This window comes from Halorubrum sp. FL23 (genome assembly GCF_052439115.2).
GTDB classification, from domain to species: domain Archaea; phylum Halobacteriota; class Halobacteria; order Halobacteriales; family Haloferacaceae; genus Halorubrum; species Halorubrum persicum.
Map to the genome: position 1 here is coordinate 320,202 of NZ_JBQVRO020000001.1, position 20,951 is coordinate 341,152.

General features: G+C 68.4%; 21 protein-coding genes. 4 read left to right on the forward strand and 17 right to left on the reverse strand.

Going from position 1 to position 20,951, the window contains the following annotated elements; genetic code table 11:
- Positions 1-75: 75 nt before the first annotated feature.
- From ACT4MF_RS01630 to alaS, 3 genes are all read right to left on the reverse strand, one after another.
- Positions 76-792, reverse strand: coding sequence for a type 1 glutamine amidotransferase (locus ACT4MF_RS01630; RefSeq protein ID WP_444681530.1), 717 nt, complete (start codon positions 790-792; stop codon positions 76-78).
- Positions 793-889: 97 nt separating this feature from the next.
- Positions 890-1,696: an alpha/beta fold hydrolase gene (locus tag ACT4MF_RS01635; RefSeq protein ID WP_099254726.1), complete on the reverse strand. Its 807-nt coding sequence runs from the start codon at positions 1,694-1,696 to the stop codon at positions 890-892.
- A gap of 16 nt (positions 1,697-1,712) precedes the next feature.
- The gene (gene alaS, locus ACT4MF_RS01640; protein WP_444681531.1) at positions 1,713-4,493 is read right to left on the reverse strand and encodes an alanine--tRNA ligase; all 2,781 of its coding nucleotides are present in this window, start codon (positions 4,491-4,493) and stop codon (positions 1,713-1,715) included.
- 155 nt (positions 4,494-4,648) lie between these two features.
- Here alaS and ACT4MF_RS01645 point away from each other — a divergent pair, with 155 nt between their 5' ends.
- From ACT4MF_RS01645 to ACT4MF_RS01655, 3 genes are read left to right on the forward strand one after another with little or no spacing between them, the layout of a single operon-like run.
- Complete coding sequence (locus tag ACT4MF_RS01645; protein ID WP_444681532.1) at positions 4,649-6,094, forward strand: ATP-binding protein; 1,446 nt, start codon at positions 4,649-4,651, stop codon at positions 6,092-6,094.
- 43 nt (positions 6,095-6,137) lie between these two features.
- Positions 6,138-6,416, forward strand: a complete 279-nt coding sequence (gene srp19, locus ACT4MF_RS01650; RefSeq protein WP_444681533.1) for a signal recognition particle subunit SRP19 — start codon at positions 6,138-6,140, stop codon at positions 6,414-6,416.
- A gap of 2 nt (positions 6,417-6,418) precedes the next feature.
- A complete protein-coding gene (locus tag ACT4MF_RS01655; RefSeq protein WP_099254754.1) occupies positions 6,419-6,646 on the forward strand; it encodes an H/ACA ribonucleoprotein complex subunit GAR1 in 228 nt (75 codons plus the stop codon).
- A 25-nt stretch (positions 6,647-6,671) separates the two neighbouring features.
- Here the strand turns inward: ACT4MF_RS01655 and ACT4MF_RS01660 are convergent, their stop codons facing one another.
- The 13 genes from ACT4MF_RS01660 to purE form a co-directional block, all read right to left on the reverse strand.
- Entirely contained in the window at positions 6,672-7,037 is a 366-nt protein-coding gene (locus ACT4MF_RS01660) for a hypothetical protein (RefSeq protein ID WP_444681534.1), read from the reverse strand.
- An 88-nt stretch (positions 7,038-7,125) separates the two neighbouring features.
- Positions 7,126-8,637, reverse strand: a complete 1,512-nt coding sequence (locus ACT4MF_RS01665) for an NADH-quinone oxidoreductase subunit N (RefSeq protein ID WP_444681535.1) — start codon at positions 8,635-8,637, stop codon at positions 7,126-7,128.
- Positions 8,630-10,159 (reverse strand): complex I subunit 4 family protein, encoded by a 1,530-nt coding sequence (locus ACT4MF_RS01670; protein ID WP_180271730.1) that lies wholly within the window; start codon positions 10,157-10,159, stop codon positions 8,630-8,632. The genes ACT4MF_RS01665 and ACT4MF_RS01670 overlap by 8 nt, the downstream gene beginning before the upstream one ends.
- A complete protein-coding gene (gene nuoL, locus ACT4MF_RS01675; RefSeq protein ID WP_444681536.1) occupies positions 10,156-12,198 on the reverse strand; it encodes an NADH-quinone oxidoreductase subunit L in 2,043 nt (680 codons plus the stop codon). Before nuoL ends, ACT4MF_RS01670 begins: the two co-directional genes overlap by 4 nt.
- Before the next feature lies 1 nt (position 12,199).
- On the reverse strand, positions 12,200-12,520 hold the full coding sequence (gene nuoK, locus ACT4MF_RS01680; protein ID WP_099254718.1) for an NADH-quinone oxidoreductase subunit NuoK: 321 nt from the start codon (positions 12,518-12,520) through the stop codon (positions 12,200-12,202).
- A complete protein-coding gene (locus ACT4MF_RS01685) occupies positions 12,517-12,876 on the reverse strand; it encodes a hypothetical protein (protein WP_099254717.1) in 360 nt (119 codons plus the stop codon). Before ACT4MF_RS01685 ends, nuoK begins: the two co-directional genes overlap by 4 nt.
- A complete protein-coding gene (locus tag ACT4MF_RS01690) occupies positions 12,873-13,139 on the reverse strand; it encodes an NADH-quinone oxidoreductase subunit J (protein ID WP_004049822.1) in 267 nt (88 codons plus the stop codon). The genes ACT4MF_RS01685 and ACT4MF_RS01690 overlap by 4 nt, the downstream gene beginning before the upstream one ends.
- 49 nt (positions 13,140-13,188) lie before the next feature.
- Entirely contained in the window at positions 13,189-13,650 is a 462-nt protein-coding gene (locus ACT4MF_RS01695; RefSeq protein ID WP_099254716.1) for a NuoI/complex I 23 kDa subunit family protein, read from the reverse strand.
- Between the two features lies 1 nt (position 13,651).
- On the reverse strand, positions 13,652-14,725 hold the full coding sequence (locus tag ACT4MF_RS01700; RefSeq protein ID WP_099254715.1) for a complex I subunit 1/NuoH family protein: 1,074 nt from the start codon (positions 14,723-14,725) through the stop codon (positions 13,652-13,654).
- On the reverse strand, positions 14,725-16,389 hold the full coding sequence (locus ACT4MF_RS01705; RefSeq protein ID WP_099254714.1) for an NADH-quinone oxidoreductase subunit D: 1,665 nt from the start codon (positions 16,387-16,389) through the stop codon (positions 14,725-14,727). Before ACT4MF_RS01705 ends, ACT4MF_RS01700 begins: the two co-directional genes overlap by 1 nt.
- Positions 16,386-17,084, reverse strand: coding sequence for an NADH-quinone oxidoreductase subunit B (locus ACT4MF_RS01710; protein ID WP_006113007.1), 699 nt, complete (start codon positions 17,082-17,084; stop codon positions 16,386-16,388). Before ACT4MF_RS01710 ends, ACT4MF_RS01705 begins: the two co-directional genes overlap by 4 nt.
- Complete coding sequence (locus ACT4MF_RS01715; protein WP_099254753.1) at positions 17,081-17,500, reverse strand: NADH-quinone oxidoreductase subunit A; 420 nt, start codon at positions 17,498-17,500, stop codon at positions 17,081-17,083. The genes ACT4MF_RS01710 and ACT4MF_RS01715 overlap by 4 nt, the downstream gene beginning before the upstream one ends.
- 142 nt (positions 17,501-17,642) lie before the next feature.
- Positions 17,643-18,263 carry a 5-(carboxyamino)imidazole ribonucleotide mutase gene (gene purE / locus ACT4MF_RS01720; protein WP_444681537.1) on the reverse strand — a complete coding sequence of 207 codons (621 nt, stop codon included), beginning with the start codon at positions 18,261-18,263 and terminating at the stop codon, positions 17,643-17,645.
- A 122-nt stretch (positions 18,264-18,385) separates the two neighbouring features.
- Between purE and ACT4MF_RS01725 the strand changes: the two genes are divergently transcribed.
- Positions 18,386-19,609: a PQQ-binding-like beta-propeller repeat protein gene (locus ACT4MF_RS01725; RefSeq protein WP_444681538.1), complete on the forward strand. Its 1,224-nt coding sequence runs from the start codon at positions 18,386-18,388 to the stop codon at positions 19,607-19,609.
- A gap of 33 nt (positions 19,610-19,642) precedes the next feature.
- On the opposite strand, the gene ACT4MF_RS01730 is transcribed toward ACT4MF_RS01725, so the two are convergent.
- A complete protein-coding gene (locus ACT4MF_RS01730) occupies positions 19,643-20,818 on the reverse strand; it encodes a 5-(carboxyamino)imidazole ribonucleotide synthase (RefSeq protein ID WP_099254711.1) in 1,176 nt (391 codons plus the stop codon).
- Positions 20,819-20,951 lie beyond the last annotated feature (133 nt).

Here is a 20,951-nt window from a genome sequence, read left to right on the forward strand (position 1 = left end):
CGTGAGTCCGGGCGGGAACCGTATAAGCGTGTTCGACCGGACGGCGTCCACGTCGGCGGCGAATTCCCCGGTGAATCAGTCGTCCGCCGCCGCGACCGACCCGCGATCGGCCCGCAGCCGCCGGGCGTACGCGACGAAGTTGTCGAACAGCGGCTTCGCCTCGCAGGCGGCGTCGTAGGCCTCGGGCGTGATCTCGGCCAACACCGCGTCGACGCGGGCGTCGCCGAGGCGCTCGCGTTTCCCTTCCGTGACCTCTCGCGCCGTGTCGAGGTCGTACTCGGGGTGGAACTGGACGCCCCAGCAGTGGCCGTCACGGAACGCGTGGACGCCGTGGTCGTTCTCGGCGAGCAGGGTCGCGTTCGGCGGAAGCTCTGTGACCGTGTCGCCGTGGGTCGTGAAGACGGTGAACGCCTCGTCGACCCCCGCGAACAGCTCGTCGTCGCCGCGGTGGCGCACCTCGTTGTATCCGATCTCGAACTCGTCCATACCGGCGACGCGCCCGCCGAGCGCCTCGGCGACCACCTGGTGGCCGTAACAGACGCCGAGCACCGGAAGGCCGGCCTCCGCGGCTTCGGCGACGTAGTCGACGAGGGGCGGGATCCACGCCTCGTCCCAGTAGACGGAGGAGCGCGACCCGGTGACCACGACCCCGTCGAACTCGGTGTGGTCGGGCAGGTGCCCGTCGCTGACGGAGAACTCGACGAGGTCGGCGTCGAGCTCCCGCCGGAAGTTCCGACGGGTGTTCGCGCCCTCGTGGGCGGCGTTCAGCAGGGCGAACCGGAGGCGTGTCATTGGACGCCCCGAGACGCGACGGAGCAAAAACGGTTGCGGCGGCGGGAAGCGCTACCGGCGTCGGCGAGCGGCGGGTTCGGTCGGGTGACGACCGCGCTCACCCCGAGAAGGGGTCCGCGGCGTGCTCCGCGAGCCAACCGACGAGGGCGTCGTTGACCGCGGCGGACGCCTCCACGCCGACGAGGTGGCGCGCGCCCGGGACTGCATGGAGCTCCCCGCGCGGGAGTCCCTCGGCGAGCCCTTCCGCTGCCGGCTTCGGACAGACCGCGTCCTCGGTCCCGTGGACGACGAGGGTCGGCGTCGTGAGCTCGTACAGCCGGTCCGAAACGTCGAACCCCTCGACCGCGGCGCGGTGAGCCTCGAACGTCTCGCGACCGGCGTCTTCGCCGAGCCGCCACTCGACGATCCGCGAGAGCACGTCGGGATGCCGCTCTCGGAACGGCTCCGAGAGGAGCCCGTTCAGCGACCCCTTCACCGACGACGGCGTCGACGGGTCGGCCCACACGCCGTCGGGGTTGTAGGCGTCGCCCGCGGGCGGGGTCCCGATCACCGAGAGGCTCGCCGGGCGCGACGAGGCGAGCGCGTACGCGAGCGCGACCATGCCGCCGAGCCCGTACCCGACGAGGTGGGCGTTCCGGACGCCTTCCGCGGCACACACCGCGTCAACGTCGCTCGCGAGGTCCTCGACCGCGTACGGCCCCGGCGGCGCGTCCGACCGGCCGACGCCCCGCGTTTCGGGCGTGATCACCGTGTGCGGTCCGGCGAGCGCGGCGTGTTGCCAGCCGAACTGCCACGCGCCGAGCCCCACGTCGCCACAGAACACGACCGCCTCGTCGGGGTCGCCCGCGTCGGGGGCGTCTACCTCGTACCGGATCTCGACGCCGGCGTTGTTGGCGTGGGGCATGGAGAGCGGTGGTTCGCTAGGCCTCCTGCAGGTTGCGAAGGACGTCCGGCGCCGCCTCCAGCGCATCGTCGAGCGCGCCGGCGTCCGGGCCGCCGCCCTGAGCGAAGTCCGGCGGGCCGCCGCCGCCGCCGCCGACGCGCGCCGCGAGTTCGGAGACCACCTGTCCGGCGTTCACGTCGACGCCGTCGGGAACGCCGACCACGAAGCTCGCGGAGCCGTCCGCCCCGCTGCCGACGACCGCGACCTTCCCGTCGTCGACGTGGGCGTTCGCGGTCGCGCGCAGCTCGTCGGCGTCGCCGTCGAGGCGCTGGATCACCGCGGTCACGCCGCCGACATCGACCTCCTCGGCGTCGGCGCCGCCGGAGGCGCGCGCCGCCGCGAGCTCCTCTTTGAGCGACTCGATCTCCTTCCCGCGCGCCTTCCACTCGTCGAAGAACCGCTCCGCCGTCTCGGGCACGTCGAGCGGGTCGACGTCGAGCGCGTCGGCGGCGTCGTACAGCGCGTCCTCGGTGCGCTGTGTCGCCTCGACCGCCGCGCCGCCCGCGGCGAACACGATCCGCTCGACGCCGTCCTGCACGGGCTCCGTTTTCAACACCTTCACCGCGCCGATCTCGCCGGTCCGTTCGACGTGAGTGCCGGCGCAGGCCTGCACGTCGGCGTCGCCGACGTGGATCAGGCGGACGTTCGTTCCCGGGGGAACCCCGCCCTGATAGAGGTCGAAGCCGTGTTCCGCCTCCGCCTCGTTGCGGTCGGGCCACTCCTGACGCACCGGCACGTCGTCGCGGACGAGATCGTTGGCGACGCGCTCGATCGCTTTGACCTGATCGCGGGTGATCCGCTCGAAGTGGCGGACGTCGAGCCGGGAGGAGTCGATCCCCTTCTGAGCGCCCGCCTGCCGGACGTGTTCGCCGAGCACCTCGCGGGCCGCGTGGCCGATCAGGTGAGTCGCCGTGTGGTGGGCGCGGAGCCGATCACGGCGGTCGCCGTCGACCTGTCCCTTGACGAACTCCCCCTTGCCCGGATCGGCGTCGGTGCGGTGAAGCACGACGCCGTCGCGCTCCTGTACGTCGACCACGTCGACGGTCGTCTCGCCGGCGGTGAGCTGCCCGCGGTCGGCGGGCTGGCCGCCGCCCTCCGGGTAGAACATCGTCTGGTCCAACACCACGTCGTACCCCTCCTCGCGATCGAACACGTCGAGGACGACGGCCTCGAACTCGGTGCGCCCCTGGTCGTCGTAGAACAGCTTCTCCGTCTCGGGGAGGTCGTCGAGCCGGCTGTCGCGGTCCCCGTCCGACTCGTCGCCGTCCTCCTCCTCGTGGCGGTCGGCGACGAGCGCGTAGAAGTCGTCCGGCACGTCGACGGTCGCGCCGCGCTCGGCGGCGATGTCGGCGACCATGTCGGGCTGGATCCCGTGGGAGTCGTACAGCTCCAACAGCGCCTCCGTCGGGATCGGCTCGCCCGTGCCGGCGTACTCGTCCGCGAGCGACTCCACCTTCCGAGAGCCGCGTTCGAGCGTCTTGCGGTACTTCCGTTCCTCGGTGCGGACGATCTCGCGGATCGTGTCGCGGTTCTCGTAGCCGAGCCGATCGGCCTGCATGTCGACCAGCTCGTCGAGCGGGGCGTCGACGCCGACCTCGTCGACGAGCCGCTTCGTGCGCCGAAGCACCATCCGAGCGAGGTATCCCGTCCCGACGTTCGAGGGGACGATCCCGTCGCCGAACATGTACGCGAGCGTCCGCGAGTGGTCGGCGATCGCGTAGATCGACTCGAGCGGCTCGACCAGCTCGCGGAGCCGGTCGACCTCGACGTCGAGCCGATCGGCGATCTCGCCGCGGGCGGCCTCCACGTCGTCGACATCGTCGATGTCGAGCCGGCCGGAGAGCTTCGCGGCGCGGTGGACGATCGCCTGCTCCTCGTCGTCGTAGTCGATCCCCGCGTTCTCCTTGAGGAAGTCGATCGCGTCGGGGTACACCGCCTCGTACACCGTCGCCGTCCCCTGGCTCATCCACGTCCACCGTTCGAGCCCGTACCCGGTGTCGACGATGTACGTGTCCATGAACGAGTACGTGTGCCCGTCCTTCATCTCGTAGTCGCCGTCGGGGTCGCGCTCCATGCACATGAAGACGAGCGTCGCCAGTTCGGCGCCCTTGTAGATGACCTCGATGGCGGGCCCGGCGTTCCCGCCGCCGACCCACGGGTCCTCGATGTAGGTGATCTCGTCGAGGTCCGCGCCGAGGCTCTCGAACAGCTCGTCACAGTACTCGACGGTCTCGTCTTTCCAGTACACCTCGCCGTGGTAGGCGTACTCGTCCTCGTCGACCTCCTCGCGCGTGTTGAACGCGTGATGGGCCATCATCTCGAAGGCCATCGTGTGTCGGCCCGTCTTGCCGACGTTGTCGATGTCCTGCATCCGGATGCAGGGCTGAGAGATGGTGAGGGGGTTCGCGGGGGGCGGCGTCTGGCCGGACGTGACCAGCGGCTGGAAGTCGTAGATCGACGCCTGGGTCAGGAGCACGTCGTCGCGCCAGCGGTTCGCCGCGACCGGGTACGGGTCGATCCGCTCGTGGTCGTGCTCTTCGAAGAAGGAGAGAAACGCCTCTCGCATCTCCGACAGCGAATGGGCCTCCGGAAATCCCGGGTCGTCGATGAAGCTGTAGTCCTCACAGGGCGGCTCACCGCACAGTTCGCGGTCGGCGTCGCGGGTCCAAAAGTGCGCGCCACAGGAGGGGCACTCCTTCCGCTCGAACCCCTCCTCTTCGAAGTAGTCGAGACGGTACTCCGCTTCGAGGTCGCTCATTACACGAACGTGACCCGTGTTCCGTCAAAAGGGTTCCGGGGTGCCTTCCGACGCGCTCCGCCGACGGGTCTGAGACACGCGCCGCAGCCGTGACGGTACGCAATCCCGTTCTCCGGGGAAACTGGACGACTGGAGAAAATTTTATCCGAGCACAGATGGTGTTTATCGGCATCGTGAACACCGAGCCGAGGAGGCGGCGATCTGTTCTCGTCCTCTCCGGCAACCCGGGCGACGCGGCCGACGTGGCCGACACACTGCACGCGTTCGACGCCTCCGCGGCGTCCATCGGCGACGCCGCTCCGTCTGCACCCGGCGACGATGACATCGCGACCGCGGACATCGCCGTCGTCCTCGATGCCGAGGGGCTCGACGCGGTCCGCGACCGCGGCGGCTCGTTCCGCGTGGTCGCCTTCGTCGACGACCCCGTCGCACCGCCGGCGACCGACCCGCTCGTCGACGCGATCGCGACCACGCCGGCTGACCTCGACGCGACGCTCCGCTGGCTCGTACGCAGGGAAGAGTCGACGCTCGACCATGCCAACGAGCGGCTACGGGCAGAACGCGATCGGCTGCTGGCGCTGTTCTCGAACGTTCCCGATCCGGCGATCGCGTACGACTACGTCGACGGCGAGCCGATCGTTCACCGGGTCAACGACGCGTTCGAGGAGACGTTCGGCTACGACGCGGATCGCGTGGTCGGCGAGTCCGTCGACGACTACATCGTCCCGACCACCGACGAGGCGGCGTCCGAGGCCGCGGATCTCAACGAGCGTCTCCAGCGCGGCGAGAGCGTCAGGCGAGAGGTGACCCGCGAGACCGCGGAGGGGCCCAGACACTTCATCCTCCACGTCGTCCCGATCCGGCTCGACGCGGAGAACGTCTCCGGGTACGCCATTTACACCGACGTGACGGAGCGGCGCGAGCACGAGGCGGCGCTGGAGCGACAGAACGAGCGGCTCGACGAGTTCGCGAGCATCGTCTCCCACGATCTCCGGAACCCCCTTTCCGTCGCGGAAGGGTACGTCGACCTCGCCCGCGAGACCGGCGAGACGGAGTATCTCGAGAAGGCGACCGAGGCGTTGGGACGCATGGACGAGCTCGTCGGCGACCTGCTCTCGCTGGCCCGACAGGGAGAGTCGGTCGGCGAAACGAAATCCGTCTCGATCAGCGCGCTCGCGAGAGACGCGTGGGAGAGCGTCGACACGGACGACGCCGATCTCGTCTTCGACGGCGACGTGACGATCGACGCGAACCCGACCCGGACGCGCGAGCTGCTGGAGAACGTGTTCCGAAACAGCGCGGAGCACGGGCGACAGTCACCCGACGGGAGCGGCGGTGACGCGCTCACCGTCCACGTCGGGGCGGTGTCGTTCCGCGGTGCCGACGGCGGTTCGGAAAGCGGGTTCTTCGTCGAAGACGACGGCTGCGGACTCCCCACGGACGAGTGCGACCGCGTGTTCGAGAGCGGGTTCACGACCGAAGAGAACGGGACGGGACTCGGACTCGCGATCACGGAGCGGATCGCCGACGCGCACGGGTGGGACGTGCGCGCGCTCACCGGTGATTCCGGCGGCGCGCGGTTCGAGTTCAGGACCTCGTGACGGTCCGAAACGACCTTACGCCGCGCGCTCGCCTCTCCGGTATATGGTCGAGAACGTCGTTTATCCCGCGTACTTCGACGCCGACCGATCGCGGTCCGAGGGGCGTCGCGTCCCGATGGACCTCGCGATCGAGGAGCCCACCGTCGACGAGATCGCGAAGGCGGTCCAACAGGTCGGCTACGACGCGGTGATCGAGCGCGAGAAAACGTACTCCCGCGAGTTCGAACCGCGAGGCGCGGTCGTCGTCAAAGGCACCGAAGACACCGCGAAAAACGACCTCGTACAGGCGATCGCGGCCTACCTCGGGATCATCCGCGAGTGACGATGCGACGCGTCGGCACCGTCGTTCGCACGGCAGGGGGCCTCGCTATCGCCCGCACGGAGGCGGGCGCGGAGCCGCCGCGGATCGGCTCGTCGGTGGTCGACGAGTCGCTCGCGACGGTCGGCCGCGTCGTCGACGTGTTCGGGCCCGTCGGTCGACCCTACGTGGCGGTGACGCCGAGCGACGACGACCTCGCGTCGCTCGTCGGCGGGAAGCTGTACGCGCGCTAACGGCCCGGCAGCGCACTCCGTCCCCTCACTCAGGGGTCGGCGATTCCGCGGTGCCGCCGACAGCCTCCGTCTCGTCCTCGTCACTCTGACCCTCGTCGCCTCGTTCCTCGCCGTCGTCGTCGCTCACGATCGAAAAGTCGTCGATCGTCTTCGTCGAGCGCACGAGCCGCTCGGCGACGACCAGCTTCTCCATCCGATCGAGTCGGTCCCAGTCGATCTCCGTCGGCGGCGACTCTTCGAACGCCCGAAACTGCTGGTACACCGCCTCGTTGACGAACCGCTCGAACGAGTCGCAGTTCGGACACGTCACCGAGAGGTGCGAGGTGTCGAACTCGCGGCTCACCGTGTGTTCGAGGCAGTTCAAACAGCGGTACGTTCGAGTGCGACTCATAGACGAACCACGGGACCGAACGCGCTAATACCTGCGGGTACCGGTGCGGAAAGCGGTGCCCGAAGCGCCGCGAGGCGGCGCCGGGCCGCTAGAACAGCGCCGACGCCGCGGCCTCGGCGGTCTCGATGACCGGGCCGAAGCCGGGCAAGAGAAGCACCGTCGCGACCGCCGCGAACACGACCGCGGCGTACAGCCCGGTCGGCCGCACGTCGATCGCGTCCAGCGAACTCGACGAGGCGGGGTCGTCGATGAACAGCGCCTTCACGACTCGGCTGTAGTAGTACAGCGAGATGACGCTGTTGACGGCGCCGAACGCCGCCAGCCACAGGAAGCCGTTATCGATGGCTCCCATGAACAGGAAGTACTTCGAGAAGAACCCGGCGAAGGGCGGCAGCCCGGCGAGCGAGAACATGAACACGGCCATCGCGACGGACGCGACCGGCGCGCGCCGTGAGAGCCCGGCGTAGTCCTCGAAGGTCCGACCGACGCCCCACCGCTCCGCCATCGCGACGAAGAGGAACGCGCCGGTGTTCATGAACCCGTAGACGAGCAGGTGCGCCATCGCCGCGCCCATCACGGCGTCGTTCGCGCTTCCGCTCTGTGACAGCGCCGCGACGCCGATGAGCACGTAGCCCGCGTGCCCGATGGAGGAGTACGCGAGCATCCGCTTGACCTCCTCCTGGACGGCCGCCGCGAAGTTCCCGAGCGTCATCGTCACCGCGGCGAGCACGCCGAACGCCAGCACCCAGTCGATGCCGGCGGTGAGCGACGCCCCGACCGGGAACGCCTCGGTGAACAGGCGGAACGCGACCACGAAGCCGGCCGCCTTCGAGGCGGACGAGAGGAACGCGCTCACCGGTGCGGGCGCGCCCTCGTACGCCTCCGGCGCCCAGAAGTGGAACGGGACGGAGGCGGTCTTGTACGCGACGCCGCCGACGATCATCACGATCCCGAGGCCGGCGACGCCGGCGAGGCCGTCGAGCGAGCCGATCCCCTCGGCGACGCCGGCGAACAGCAGCGAGCCGGTCGCCGCGTACACGAGCGAGATCCCGAACAGGAAAATCGCGGAGGAGAGCGCGCCGACGAGGAAGTACTTCATCCCCGCCTCGACGCTCCCGCGGTCCTGCTTGAGGTACGCGACGAGCACGTACGACGGCAGCGACACCATCTCGAGGGCGACGAAGACGACCGCGAGCGAGTTCGCCGCCGCGAGCAGCGCCATCCCGGTCGCCGCGAACACGACGAGCGAGTAGAACGCCGCCGGACTCGCGTGGTCGTGGAAGTAGTCGTGGGCCGCGACGACGACCAGCGCCGTCACGGACGCGAAGATGGCGGTGAAGAACAGCGCCATCGTGTCCACCTTGATCGCCTCGGCGAACAGGGTGATCGCGCCGCCGGTGTCGGCGCTGCCGGTGCCGGAGACGACCAGCCAGACGCTCGCCGCGAGCGCGGCGAGCGACCCGAGCGCGCCGACGACCGCCATCGAGGTGTTCGACCGCGCGTCGGGGCTGATCGTGTCGACGAGCAGCAGCGCGAGCCCGGTGAACGCGAGCAGGAAGACGGGCAACAGCGCCGCCACCTGTGGTAGCGTGTTAACCATTGATAGTCACCCCCTCGACCACGGGAAGGGCAGCGTCACGGATCATCTCGAAGAAGATGTCGGGCGCCACGCCGAGCACGATGATCGCCACCAGCAGCACCGCGAGCGGGGCGACGTCGTGGAACGGCGCGGGACCGACCTCGTAGTCGGTTTCGAGCTCGAACGGCCCGAACAGCGTGCTCTGCATCGCCGACAGCAGGTAGCCGGCGACGATGACGATACCGAACATCGCGAGCGCCGTGAAGAGCGGCGCGTACGGCAGCGCCGGAGCGGAGAACGAGCCCACGAAGATGAAGAACTCACCGGCGAAGCCGGCCATCAGCGGGAGCCCCATGTACCCGAACGCGCCGGCGACGAGGATGCCGACCGCGACGGGCATCCGGTCGGCCATGCCGGACATGTCGCCGACCATCCGCGTGTGCGTCGCGTTGTAGATGACGCCGACGGCCATGAACATCAGCCCCGAGATGAGGCCGTGCGCGACCATCTGGAACGTCGCGCCGCCGACGCCGTACTCGGTGAACACGACCAGCCCGAGGATGACGTACCCCATCGACGAGACCGAGGAGTACGCGACGATCCGCTTGAGATCCTTCTGTGCCAGCGCCAGCATCGCGCCGTAGATGACGCTGATGACGGCGATAGCGGCGATCGGGACCGCGAGCGCGGACGCCTGGTCCGGGAGCATCGTGAAGTTGAACCGGAGCAGCGCGTACGTCCCCATCTTCAGGAGGACGCCCGCCAGCAGCACCGACACCGGCGTCGGCGCCTCAACGTGAGCGTCCGGGAGCCACGTGTGCACCGGCACGATCGGGACCTTCACCGCGAAGCCGGCGAACATCGCGACGAACGCGATCATCGCGATCCGGTCCGGCGAGATGCCGAACCACGTCTCCAAGCCGCCGCTGGCGATCGCCTGCGTGATCTCCGGCAGCGCGAACGACTGCGTGTCGCCGAGCGCGAACGTCAGCGACATGAAGCCGATGAACATCAACAGCGACGCCGCGTTCGTGTACACGAAGAACTTGATCGCGGCGTACTTCCGACGGGGACCGCCCCAGACGCCGATGAGGAAGTACATCGGCACGAGGACGGCCTCCCAGAAGACGAACCAGAGGAAGAAGTCAAGCGCGGTGAACACGCCGAGGAGGTTCGCCTCCATGAACAGCATGAGCCCGTAGAACTGACTCTGGCGGGCGTCGATCGGCGTCCACGCGCTCACGATCGCGAGCGGGACGAGGAACGTCGTGAGCACGACGAGCGGGAGGCTGATCCCGTCGACGCCGACGAACCACGACACGGTCCGACCGCCGACCTCCAGCCACTCGATCTGCGTCGCGTACGCGATGTCGCCGCCCGTGAGGGCGTTGCCGGCGCCGTCGAAGCCGGACCAGAGGTACAGCGCCCCGGCGAACGGGAGCAGGCTGAACGCGAACGCGAGTCGCCCCGCCCACTCGTCCGGAGCGAGCAGCACGAGGAGCGCGGCCACGAACGTGAACCCGATGAGGGCTTCGATCATCATAGGAACCACCCCCCGCTCACGCCGAGCGCGAGCAGCAGCGCGACGAGCCCCAGCGTGAGCAGCGTGGCGTACTGCGACACCACGCCGCTCTGGAGCCGGCGAACTCGGCTCCCGCCGAAGAGGCTCACCGACGAGACGCCGTTGACGACGCCGTCGATGATCCCCTGATCGAAGGTGTTAGCGCCGCCGGCGACGTCTTCGGTGCGATACGCGAGCCATACCTGCAGTTCGTCCAAGTAGTAGTTGTTGTACAGCACGTCTTTGATCCCGCCGAGCTTCGCCGTGTGCTCCGTCGGCGACGGAACGTTGTAGAGCCGCCAAGCAACGAGGAGCCCGCCCAGCGCCAGGCCGAGCGAGACGGCCGCGCCGACGAGCACCGTACCGACCTCGCCGCCGACGAGATACCCGCTACTGTACGGACCGATGTCCGCGTAGTGGTGCGAGGAGAGGCCGTCGATGCCGCCCCAATGGTTGTCGAGCCACAGGTGGAGCAGGTCGATCCCCTCCACTCCGAGCACCTTCTGGACCGGCACCATGTTGATGAATCCGGTGACCACCGCGAGCACGCCCAGCACCGTCAGCGGCCCCTTCACGTTCCAGCGAACGGGTTCGGGGTCGCGAGCGGTCGCGCTCCGGGGCTCGCCGTGGAACGTCAGGAACACCATTCGGAAGGTGTAGAAGGCGGTGACCGGCACCGCGAGCAGCCCCATCAGGTAGCCGCCGAGCAGCAGCGGGTCGTTGAGGCCGTGCACGAGCGCCTCGTAGAGGATCTCGTCTTTCGACCAGAAGCCGGCGAACGGGAAGATGCCCGCGAGCGCGAGCGAACCGGCGAGGAACGTGTAGTACGTCACCGGCATCTTCGATTTGAGCCCCCCCATGTCCCACATGTCCTCGTTGTGATGCATCGCGATGATGACCGCACCGGCGCCGAGGAACAGCAGGGCCTTGAAGAAGGCGTGGGTGGTCAGGTGGAAGACCGCGGCCACGTACCCGCCCGCGCCGAGCGCGAGCATCATGTAGCCGTACTGCGAGATGGTGGAGTACGCGAGCACCTGCTTCAGCTCGTCTTTCACGAGCCCCATCGTCGCCGCGAACAGCGCGGTGAAGCCGCCGATGAAGGCGATGATCGCGAGCGCCGTCGGCGACAGCGCGTAGAACCCGTACATGCGCGCGACGAGGTAGACGCCGGCCGCCACCATCGTCGCGGCGTGGATCAGCGCGGAGACGGGCGTCGGGCCCTCCATCGCGTCGGGGAGCCACGTGTGGAGCGGGAACTGCGCGGACTTCCCGACGACGCCGCCTAACACGAGCAGGCCGACGACCGTGAGCCACGTCTGCAGTTCGACTCCGCCGGGCGTCCATGCGACCGATCCGGAGCCGTTGAGCGCCGCCTCGGCGAGCGCCGGGAACGACCCCTCACCGGCGAACTGCGCCGTGCCGAACGTCGCGAGCACGGCGACGACGCCGATCAGGAAGAAGTAGTCACCGAACCGGGTGACGAGGAACGCCTTCTTCGCCGCCGACGGCGGCCCGGGCTCTCGGAAGTGGAACCCGATGAGCAGGTACGAGCAGAGCCCGACCAGCTCGAAGAACATGAACGCCATCAGCAGGTTGTCGGCGACGACGAATCCGAGCATCGAGGCCGAGAACAGCCCGAGCCCGGCGTAGTACCGGGGGAGCCCCGTCTCGCCCTCGTCGTTCATGTAGCCGAGCGAGAACACGTGGACCAGAAGCGCCACGAGCGTCACGATGACGAGCATGAGCGCCGACAGCGGGTCGATCAGGATCCCGAAGGACAGTTCGATGTCCGTCGGACCGATCCCGCCTGCGTCGGACCACGTGTAGAGCGTACGGTTCGCCGCCTCCCCGCCCGCGACCGTCGCGAGCACCCACAGCGAGAGCAGGAACGATCCCGCCGTCGCCGCGATGCCGCCGAAGGCGCCGCCCTTCGGAAGGTGTTTGCCGACACCGAGGGCGACCAGGAACGAGAAGAACGGGAGGAGAACGATCGCCGGAACGTATGAGAACACGTCTATCATGTTACCACCTCATCTCCGTTGGAACGGTCACGTCGGTGACGCCGAAGTTGCGGTACAACACGAGGATGATGCCGATCCCGATCGCGACCTCTGCGGCCGCGAGCGCGATGACGAACAGCGCGAACACCTGTCCCGTGAGGTCACCGTAGTACAGCGCGAACGCGACGAAGTTGATGTTCGCGGCGTTCATCATGAGCTCGACGCTCATCAGGAAGTACAGCGCGTCGTTCCGCGTGAGCACGCCGAACAGGCCGATACAGAACACGGCGGTGGCGAGCAGCAGGTACCACTGGGGCGGTATCGAAGCGGCGACAGCGGTCATTTCCGCTCACCCCCCTCTTGCCCGCCGTCAGTAAGCGCCTTGCCCACCGCGGCGACGATGGAACCGTCCTCCTCGCGTTTCGCCAGGTAGACGGCGCCGTCGACGGCCACGTCGAGTGCGACAGCCGCGATCAGGAACGCCGCCAGGAAGCCCTCGGACGGCACCGAGCCGAGCTCGTACTCGCCGAGGTTGAAGAGGGCGTACCCGATGTTGTGGACGATTGACGCGTCCGCCGGGAAGCCCCCGACCGCGCCGAATTCGGCCGACAGCGCGGTCAGGGCCATGATGACGAACAGGAGTCCGACCGCAATTGCGGGCACGAGACGCCCGCGGCTCCGGGAGCCATCGTTACTCATGCGCTATTCACCTCCGTTTCCGTGTCCGATCGCGTGAGCATCACGGCGAACGTGACGAGAATCAAGACCCCGCCCACGTAGACGAGGATCTGCATGGCGGCGATAAACTCCGCCTGCAGCATCACGTAGTGCACCGCAACGCTCGTCAGGGCACCGCCCAGAAGCAACGCGGCGTGGAACACGTCGCGCGCCAGGACGACCCCGAGGCCGAACGCCAGCGTGACCGCGGCGAACAGCCCGAACGCGATGGTAGCATAAACCATTGTGTGTGTCTCCTATGAGAGTCCCTTTGAAGATTTCGAGACGCGCCCGCTACTGGTAGTCGACCTCGCCGTCTCCCTCCCCGATCCACGCGCCGCGATCGGGGTTCCGGGACTCCAGCGGGTCGATTCCCTTGTACCACGGGACGTTCTTGAGCTGTTCTTTGTTGAACACGAAGTCGTCCTTCGTGTCCGCGGTGAACTCGAAGTTCTGTGTCAGGAGGATCGCGTCGACCGGGCAGACCTCCTCACAGAGCCGGCAGTAGATGCACTGGCCGATGTGGAGGTTGTACTGCTCGCCGTTGCGCTGCTCGTCCTGCACGATCTGAATCGTGTCGTTCGGGCAGACGTTCTCGCACTGGCGGCACCAGATGCACCGCTCCTGACTGAACTTGTGGACGCCGCGGAAGCGCGGGCTGACCTCGGGCGCTTCCTCCGGGTATTCCACCGTGAACGTCTTCCCGTCCAGCGCGTGCTTCATCGTCGTCGCCATGGATTTCATGAGTCCAATCATATTACGCGATCACCCCCACGATTACGGCCGTGAGCACCAGGTTCGCGAACGACAGCACGAGCATTCCCTTCCAGCCGATCTCGATCAGCTGATCGATCCGGACACGAGGTATCGCCGCACGGGCCCACTGCGTGAACAGGAAGAAGCCCCAGACCTTCACCACGAACCAGATGAAGCTGATGCTCTCCGGGCCCGGACCGGACGCGCCGCCGAGGAAGACCACGGAGAGGATCGCACCGCCGAGGAAGATGTGGACGAACTCGCCGAGGTAGAACAGGACGAAGTACGCGGAGGAGTACTCCGTCTGGTACCCGGCGACGATCTCGGTCGGCGCTTCGGGGATGTCGAACGGGTTCCGGCCGATCTCCGCCATGTTCGCCGTGAGGAACAGCACGAACGCGAACGGGTTCACGAACGCGAACCACGCCGGGATCGAGACCCCGGCGATCGTCACGAGCGTCTCCGTCTGCGCCCCGACGACCCCGCTTATCTGAAGCGTCCCCGCGAAGATCACGACGGACATCGCGGTGACGATGAGCGGGATCTCGTACGCGAGGTTCTGTGCGACGGCGCGGAGGCCGCCGAGCAGCGAGTACTTGTTGTTCGACGCGTAGCCGGCCATCACCAGGGAGACCGAGGCGATGGACGCGAACGCGAACACCAGCGCCAGTCCGACTTCGGGATCGGCGAGATGGATGTTCAGCGGCCCGATATGCCCCATCGGAATGACGGAGAACCCGAGCATCGCCGACGCCGGCAGGATGATCGGGGCGATGTCCCACGTCGGGCGGTCGACGCCTTCGGGGATGATGAGCTCCTTCGCGAGCAGCTGGACCGCCGCCGCCGGAATGATGAGCAGCCCGTAGGGCCCGATCCGGTCGACCGCGATACGGTCGGTGAACGCGGCGGTGATCTTCCGCTTCGCCCACGGCCCGGCGACGCCGGAGAACGCGAGGATGATGTTGGCGACGAGCGCCGCCCCGATCAGGGAGGCCACGACATCGCCGAGGATGCTGTCGATCCCGAACGTGTCGACGAGGAACTCGGGGAACAGCTGTGCGGGCGCCGTCCCCATCAGCGGTCCACCTCCCCGAGCACGATGTCCAGGCTACCGAGCGCGGCGACCACGTCGGGGATGTACTCCCCGTTTGCCATCTCCGGGAGCGTCTGGAGGTTCGAGAAGCACGGTGAGCGGATCTTGAAGCGGGCGGGTTTGTCGGTGCCGTCCGCGCGGATGTAGATGCCGAGTTCGCCCTTCGCCCCCTCGACGGCGCGGTAGATCTCCGTGTCGTCGTCCGGGCGCAGCGTGCGCGGCACGTTCGCCTGGATGTTCCGCTCGTCTTCGGGCCAGTCCTCGAGCAGGTCGACGCACTGCTCGATGATCTTCGCGGACTCCTCGACCTCGCGCATCCGGACGAGGAGGCGGCTGAAGTTGTCGCAGCCGTCCTCGGTGATCACGTCCCAGTCGAGCTCGTCGTAGTAGCCGTACGGGTCGTCGCGGCGCAGGTCGTAGTCGACGCCCGACCCGCGGGCGACGGGACCGGTCGCGCCGTAGTTCTTCGCCACCTCCGGGGGGAGAACCCCGGTATCGATCGTCCGCATCTGGAAGATCTCGTTGGAGGTGATGAGGTTGTGGTACTCCTCGATGGACTCCGGGAGCTGGTCGAGGAAGTCGCGGGTCTTCGAGAAGAACTCCTCGCGGGGCTCGGGGAGGTCCCAGACGACCCCGCCGAGACGGAAGTAGTTGAACATCAGCCGCTGCCCCGTCAGATCCTCCAAGAGGTTCTGGACGCGCTCGCGGTCGTTGATGGCGTACATGAACGTCGCCGTGAAGTCGCCGTTGATGTCGAGCGCGAAGGTGGCGAGCGCGAGCATGTGCGCGGCGATCCGGCACATCTCCGCGCCCATCGTGCGGATCACCTGCGCGTACTCGGGCACCTCGATGTCGGCGAGGTCCTCGGCCGCGCGGGCGTACGCCCACTCGTTGAGCAGGCCCGCCGAGATGTAGTCCCAGCGGTCGGGGTACGGCATGATCTGGTGCCGGTACGTCCCGTTCTGGGCCATCTGCTCCTCGCTGCGGTGGAGGTAGCCGATGTCGGGCTCGACGTCGATGACCTGCTCGCCGTCGAGCGTCGTCTTCAGGTGGAGCACGCCGTGGGTCGCCGGGTGGTGCGGCCCGATGTTGAGGAACATCGTGTCGGACTCGGCGTCCTTGTGGTGCTCCTGGAGCGGGTTCGCGTGCTCCGGCAACGTGGCGATCTGCGGCCGGTCCTTGTCGTAGTCCATCGAGAGCGGGTGGCCCTGCCACGTCTCGGGCAAGAGGATCCGGCGCAGGTCGGGGTGATCGTCGTACTCGATGCCGATCAGGTCGTACGCCTCCCGCTCGTGCCAGTCCGCCGTGCGGAACACCGGCTCGGCGGATTCGGAGACGGGGTTGTCCTTGTCCGCGGGGACGACGACGCTGACCTCCTGGGTCGGGTCGTCGAACTTCTTCAGGTGGTAGATCGATTCGTAGCGGTTCTCGTACTCCTGTGCGGAGACCACCGAGAGGTGGTCGTACCCCGCCTGCTCTTTCAGGATCGAGAGCGTCTCCTGAACGGTGTCGGGCCGGATCACGAACCCGGGCGCGTTCAGGTGGTCGTCGCGGTCGACGACGAGGTCGCCCAGGAGCGCCTCCAGCTCGTCCGGAGTGCGCTCGACGGCGCCGTCGTCGACGGAATCTGGTCGTTCGAGGCTCATGGCGAATCAGCGAAGTTGTACCGCATGACGAGTTCGTCGTCGTCAATCTGGTCGGCGAGCTTGTCGACGAGCTCGTCGCGTTCGAGGTCGGAGAACTCCTCCAGCTCGTACGGCTTGACGGTGACGGGCGCGGCCTCGCCGTTGGCGACGCGCTCCTGCAGCTTCACGACGCCGTAGACGAGCGCCTCGGGGCGAGGCGGGCAGCCGGGGACGTGGATGTCGATCGGGATGACCTCCTCGGCGCCTTTGATCACGTTGTACCCCTCCTGGAACGGACCGCCGGAGATGGTACACGAGCCCATGCCGACCACGAACTTCGGCTCGGGCATCTGGTCGTAGACGCGCTTCATCCGCGGCGCGAACTTCGAGACGATCGTCCCGGGGACGATCATCACGTCGGCCTGTCGCGGCGACGCGCGGGGGACGCCCGACCCGAAGCGGTCGAGGTCGTGTTTCACCGCGTAGGTGTGCATCATTTCGATGCTGCAGCAGGCGATGCCGAACTGCAGCATGAACATCGAGGAGCCGCGACACCAGTTCAGGAACTTGTCGAACTTGGTGAGGATGAACGGCGAGGAGCCGAACGCCTCCCGGAGCCGGGAGTTAAACCGGTCCCCCTGCCCGGTCATCCGGGCGTCGCGGGTCTCGGTTACGACTTGCGATTCGTCGGTGATGAATGGTTGATCGCTGCTCATTGGTTGAGGTCACGCTCCGTCTTTCGGCTGGTCGCGCGGGGACTCCGGGCCCAGCTGATCGCCCCAGAGCGCCACGCCCAGACGAGCCCGATCGCGAGGACTCCGACAAAGGCCAACATCGGCCACAGCAGGTCGATCATCGGCACGCCAGCGCTGATCGCCGGACGGTAGATGACGGCCCACGGGAACAGTAACACGGTCTCGATGTCGAACACGACGAACAACAGCGCGACCATGTAGTACTGGATGTTGAACCGGATCCGCGTCCCGCCCGTCGGGGTCTCGCCGGACTCGTAGGTGGTACTTTTACCGGTCTCAGGCACACTCGGACGGAGCAACGCCGACACCGACATCATCCCCAGCGGGATGAGCAGGCCGACGGCCGCCAAGGCGCCGATCGCTATCCAATCGCTCATATAGGTCTCCGTAACGTGCGAGGATTTGGACCGCCCCCTCATAAGCGTTGAGTCTTCACCGCAACGCCCCCACGTCTCCGAAAACGCCGGCGAGCGGTCCGGAGCGGCGATCGGGATCCGATGCCCGCTGGGTTTCTCGCCGCTACTCCGACGCGTCGCGCTCCCGGAAGCCGTCGATGCCGAGGTCGTGGAGACCGGCCGACACGTCCGCGACGCCCGCCTTCTGCTCGTCGTGGAGACCGATCAGCCGCTCCTCGACGGCGTCGTGCTCGCGCGCGAGCACCTGCGCGGCCGACAGGGCGGCGTTGTACGACTTGCCGGCGTCGACCGCGACGATCGGCGCCCCGGTCGGCATCCCGATGACGGAGTCGACCGACTTCTCCTGGACCGGGACGCCGATCACGGGGATCGGGTAGGCGACGGAGGCGGTCATGTTCGGGAGGTCGGCGGACTTCCCGCCCGCGCCCGCAACGATGACGTCGAGCCCGCGGGCCGCCGCGGTCTCCCCGTAGGCGTACATGAGCTCCGGCGTCCGATGCGCCGACACGACGTAGCTCTCGTAGGTGAACCGCGCGTCGGGGGCGTCGTGGAACTCCGTCTGTTCCGCGAACCCGAGCTCGTCGAGCGCGTCGTAGGCGCCCTCCATGACGGGGAGGTCGGAATCGGACCCCATGATGATCCCCACGTCCGGGGTGGTCTCGGGGGCGGCGTCGGCCGCCGCCTCCGCTTCGAGCCGGTCGATCAGGTCTTCGACAGTCGTCATGGGCGTGGGTGACACGAGCTGGGTTGTAAATCGTGCCGGTCTGCGGACCGACCTGCGCGTCGCCGACTGGCTCTCAGCGACCGCAAATCCGAAGGGATCGGTCGCCGAACCGTCGGACGAACATGCCCTCCAGACGCGCGTTGCTCGCCGGGCTCGGCGCGATCGGAGTGACGGCTACCGCCGGGTGTCTCGGCGGGTTCGACGGCGACCCCGGCACCGACGAGACGTACGACTGGCCGGCCGGCGGCGGCAACGACTGGAACTCGCGGGCGGTGCCGAACGGCGTCGCGCCGCGCGACGACCCGACCGTCGACCGGACGCACGAGTTCGACGGGACCCCGGCCGGCGACCCGGTCGTGACCGCCGGGACAGTGCTCCTAAACACCGGCGTGGACGTGGTTGCGCTCGATCGCGAGGACCTGACCCCGCGCTGGAGCGTCGCTCCCGACGGCAACGACGCGTTTCGCTACACCGGGGCGCCGGCGGTCGCGGACGGCGTTGCGTACGTCCCGGAGAGCGACACGCTGGTCGCGCGCGACCTCGACACCGGTGAGCGGCTGTGGAGCCGAGCGTTCGAGTACGTCTTCGGCGAGACGACGCCCCTTCTCGTCGAGCGTGGAGACGGCCATCGGGTCGTGATCGGCGCCGGCGAGTCCCTCCGGGCGTTCGACGGCGCGACGGGCGAACGACAGTGGGAACGCCGGCTCGACGGGATCGTCCGACGTGCCGTCGCCCGCGCGCAGGCGTCGGTGTACGGGGCCGTCTACGCCGCGACCGCTGGCGGGGAGCTGTACGCGGTCGACGACGAGGGGCGAGTGCGCTGGAACCGGACCGTCGACGCCGGGATTCGTACCGCACCGACCGTCGTCGCGTCTCGCGGGCCGGACGACGAGTCGATACGGGGATCGGGCGACGTGGTGGTCGGCGGCGGAGACGGCTCGGTCCGCTGTTTCGACCCGAACGGAACCCCGCAGTGGCGTGCCGACCTTCGCGGGTTCGTCGAAGGGGGAATAGCGGTCGGCCACGAGGGAGTGTTCGCGGCCTCGGGCGGGCGGCTGTACGCGCTGAGCGCCGAGAACGGGACCCGCGCGTGGCAGACGGAGATCGGCAACGCCGTTCGACCGACGCCGCCGGCGCTCGTCGGTGACACGATCTACGTCGGCGGAGAGCGACTCCACGGGATCGGCGTCGACGGCGGGGTCGGTTTCCGGTCCGTTCGCCTCGGAGAGACGCGGTTCGAGCACGATGTCGACGGCGGCGCGAGCTACGTCACCGCCGCCGACGGGAGGCTGTTCGCGTCGGTAGCGACGGGGACCGGAGGCGGGCGATTGGTGGTCCTCTCCTGAGGGGTACGCGCGGACAGGGTCGCCGGCCCGCGACTACGCGTCCCGGAACGTCAGCCCGTCGCGGAGGGCTCGCGCCCGCGAGAGGAGGTCGTCGCGGTCGGCGGCGCCGTCGTCTCCGCCGGCTTCGAGTGTCGCGGTCAGGTGGCCCATCTTCCGGAGCGGGCGCACGTCGGCTTTCCCGTACCAGTGGAAGTCGGCCTCGGGCGCTCTGAGGACGTCGTCGACGCCCGACAGCGTCGCGGGGCGCGTCTCCTCGGTATCCCCGAGCACGTTCGCCGTGACCGCCGGCGCGACGAGGTCGGTCGGGCCGAGGGGCCAGCCGAGGACGGCCCGGACGTGGTTCTCGAACTGCGAGGTCCGCGCGCCCTCGATGGTCCAGTGGCCCGAGTTGTGCGGTCGCGGCGCGATCTCGTTGACGAGCACCTCGCCGTCCCGACTCTCGAACAGTTCGATCCCGAACACCCCCCGACCGTCGAGCACGTCGAGCACGTCGCGCGCGACCGACTCGGCCTCGGCGACGATCGCGTCGTCGGTCCGGGCCGGGGCGACGCTCTCGCGGAGGATCTCCTCGCGGTGGATCGTCTCCGTGACGGGGTACGTTCGGGTCTCGCCGTCGGCTCCCTTCAGGCCCATCACGGCGATCTCGCGCTCGAAGTCGAGGAGCTCCTCCGCCATCGCGGCCCCGCCGATCGCGTCGAGCGCGGCGGCGGCCTCGTCGGGCGTCTCGACCGGGACGTTCCCGCGCCCGTCGTACCCCCCCTCGCGGGCCTTCAGCATGGCGCCGCCGAACTCCTCGACGACGCGTTCGAGCCCCCCGGCGGTGGCGACCGCGGCGAACTCCGGAACCGGGATCCCGGCGTCGACCAGCGCCTCCTTCTGCACCAGTTTATCCTGAATAGTACGGAGTGTGTCCGGGTCGGGATGGACGGGCACGTCGTGTTCGGCGGCCGCCTCGGCCATCAGGTCCGGGTCGGCCAGCTCGATCTCGAACGTCAGGGCGTCGGCGCGGCTCGCCAGTTCGTGGATCGCGTCGGCGTCGTCGAAGCCGCCGACGATCTGGTCGCTGACGACGGGGGTGGCCGGACAGTCGGGCGTCGGATCGAGCACGACGACCTCGACGCCGAGCGGCGCGACCGCCTCGCCCATCATCCGACCGAGCTGTCCGCCGCCGACGACACCGAGCGTCGGCCCCGGTAACGTGATCGACATACGCGGCGATACCCGACGTTACTGCATAAATATTCCCACATCGAAGCAATAAATACGCACGCACATGCATATGATCGGAGCCACCCTCCGCGGGGATGACCGAGACGGCGGGCCGCTACGTCCGGGCGACGCT

Excerpts from the sequence above, each read along its gene's own strand:
- ACT4MF_RS01690 (WP_004049822.1), bottom strand. The coding sequence starts at position 13,139 with ATGGTTTATGCTACCATCGCGTTCGGGCTGTTCGCCGCGGTCACGCTG.
- ACT4MF_RS01660 (WP_444681534.1), bottom strand. The coding sequence starts at position 7,037 with ATGAGTCGCACTCGAACGTACCGCTGTTTGAACTGCCTCGAACACACG.
- alaS (WP_444681531.1), bottom strand. The coding sequence starts at position 4,493 with ATGAGCGACCTCGAAGCGGAGTACCGTCTCGACTACTTCGAAGAGGAG.
- ACT4MF_RS01630 (WP_444681530.1), bottom strand. The coding sequence starts at position 792 with ATGACACGCCTCCGGTTCGCCCTGCTGAACGCCGCCCACGAGGGCGCG.
- ACT4MF_RS01710 (WP_006113007.1), bottom strand. The coding sequence starts at position 17,084 with ATGAGCAGCGATCAACCATTCATCACCGACGAATCGCAAGTCGTAACC.
- ACT4MF_RS01645 (WP_444681532.1), top strand. The coding sequence starts at position 4,649 with ATGGTGTTTATCGGCATCGTGAACACCGAGCCGAGGAGGCGGCGATCT.
- ACT4MF_RS01725 (WP_444681538.1), top strand. The coding sequence starts at position 18,386 with ATGCCCTCCAGACGCGCGTTGCTCGCCGGGCTCGGCGCGATCGGAGTG.
- purE (WP_444681537.1), bottom strand. The coding sequence starts at position 18,263 with ATGACGACTGTCGAAGACCTGATCGACCGGCTCGAAGCGGAGGCGGCG.
- srp19 (WP_444681533.1), top strand. The coding sequence starts at position 6,138 with ATGGTCGAGAACGTCGTTTATCCCGCGTACTTCGACGCCGACCGATCG.
- ACT4MF_RS01695 (WP_099254716.1), bottom strand. The coding sequence starts at position 13,650 with ATGATTGGACTCATGAAATCCATGGCGACGACGATGAAGCACGCGCTG.
- ACT4MF_RS01705 (WP_099254714.1), bottom strand. The coding sequence starts at position 16,389 with ATGAGCCTCGAACGACCAGATTCCGTCGACGACGGCGCCGTCGAGCGC.
- nuoK (WP_099254718.1), bottom strand. The coding sequence starts at position 12,520 with ATGACCGCTGTCGCCGCTTCGATACCGCCCCAGTGGTACCTGCTGCTC.
- ACT4MF_RS01715 (WP_099254753.1), bottom strand. The coding sequence starts at position 17,500 with ATGAGCGATTGGATAGCGATCGGCGCCTTGGCGGCCGTCGGCCTGCTC.
- ACT4MF_RS01730 (WP_099254711.1), bottom strand. The coding sequence starts at position 20,818 with ATGTCGATCACGTTACCGGGGCCGACGCTCGGTGTCGTCGGCGGCGGA.
- nuoL (WP_444681536.1), bottom strand. The coding sequence starts at position 12,198 with ATGATAGACGTGTTCTCATACGTTCCGGCGATCGTTCTCCTCCCGTTC.
- ACT4MF_RS01665 (WP_444681535.1), bottom strand. The coding sequence starts at position 8,637 with ATGGTTAACACGCTACCACAGGTGGCGGCGCTGTTGCCCGTCTTCCTG.
- ACT4MF_RS01700 (WP_099254715.1), bottom strand. The coding sequence starts at position 14,725 with ATGGGGACGGCGCCCGCACAGCTGTTCCCCGAGTTCCTCGTCGACACG.
- ACT4MF_RS01670 (WP_180271730.1), bottom strand. The coding sequence starts at position 10,159 with ATGATGATCGAAGCCCTCATCGGGTTCACGTTCGTGGCCGCGCTCCTC.
- ACT4MF_RS01685 (WP_099254717.1), bottom strand. The coding sequence starts at position 12,876 with ATGAGTAACGATGGCTCCCGGAGCCGCGGGCGTCTCGTGCCCGCAATT.
- ACT4MF_RS01655 (WP_099254754.1), top strand. The coding sequence starts at position 6,419 with ATGCGACGCGTCGGCACCGTCGTTCGCACGGCAGGGGGCCTCGCTATC.
- ACT4MF_RS01635 (WP_099254726.1), bottom strand. The coding sequence starts at position 1,696 with ATGCCCCACGCCAACAACGCCGGCGTCGAGATCCGGTACGAGGTAGAC.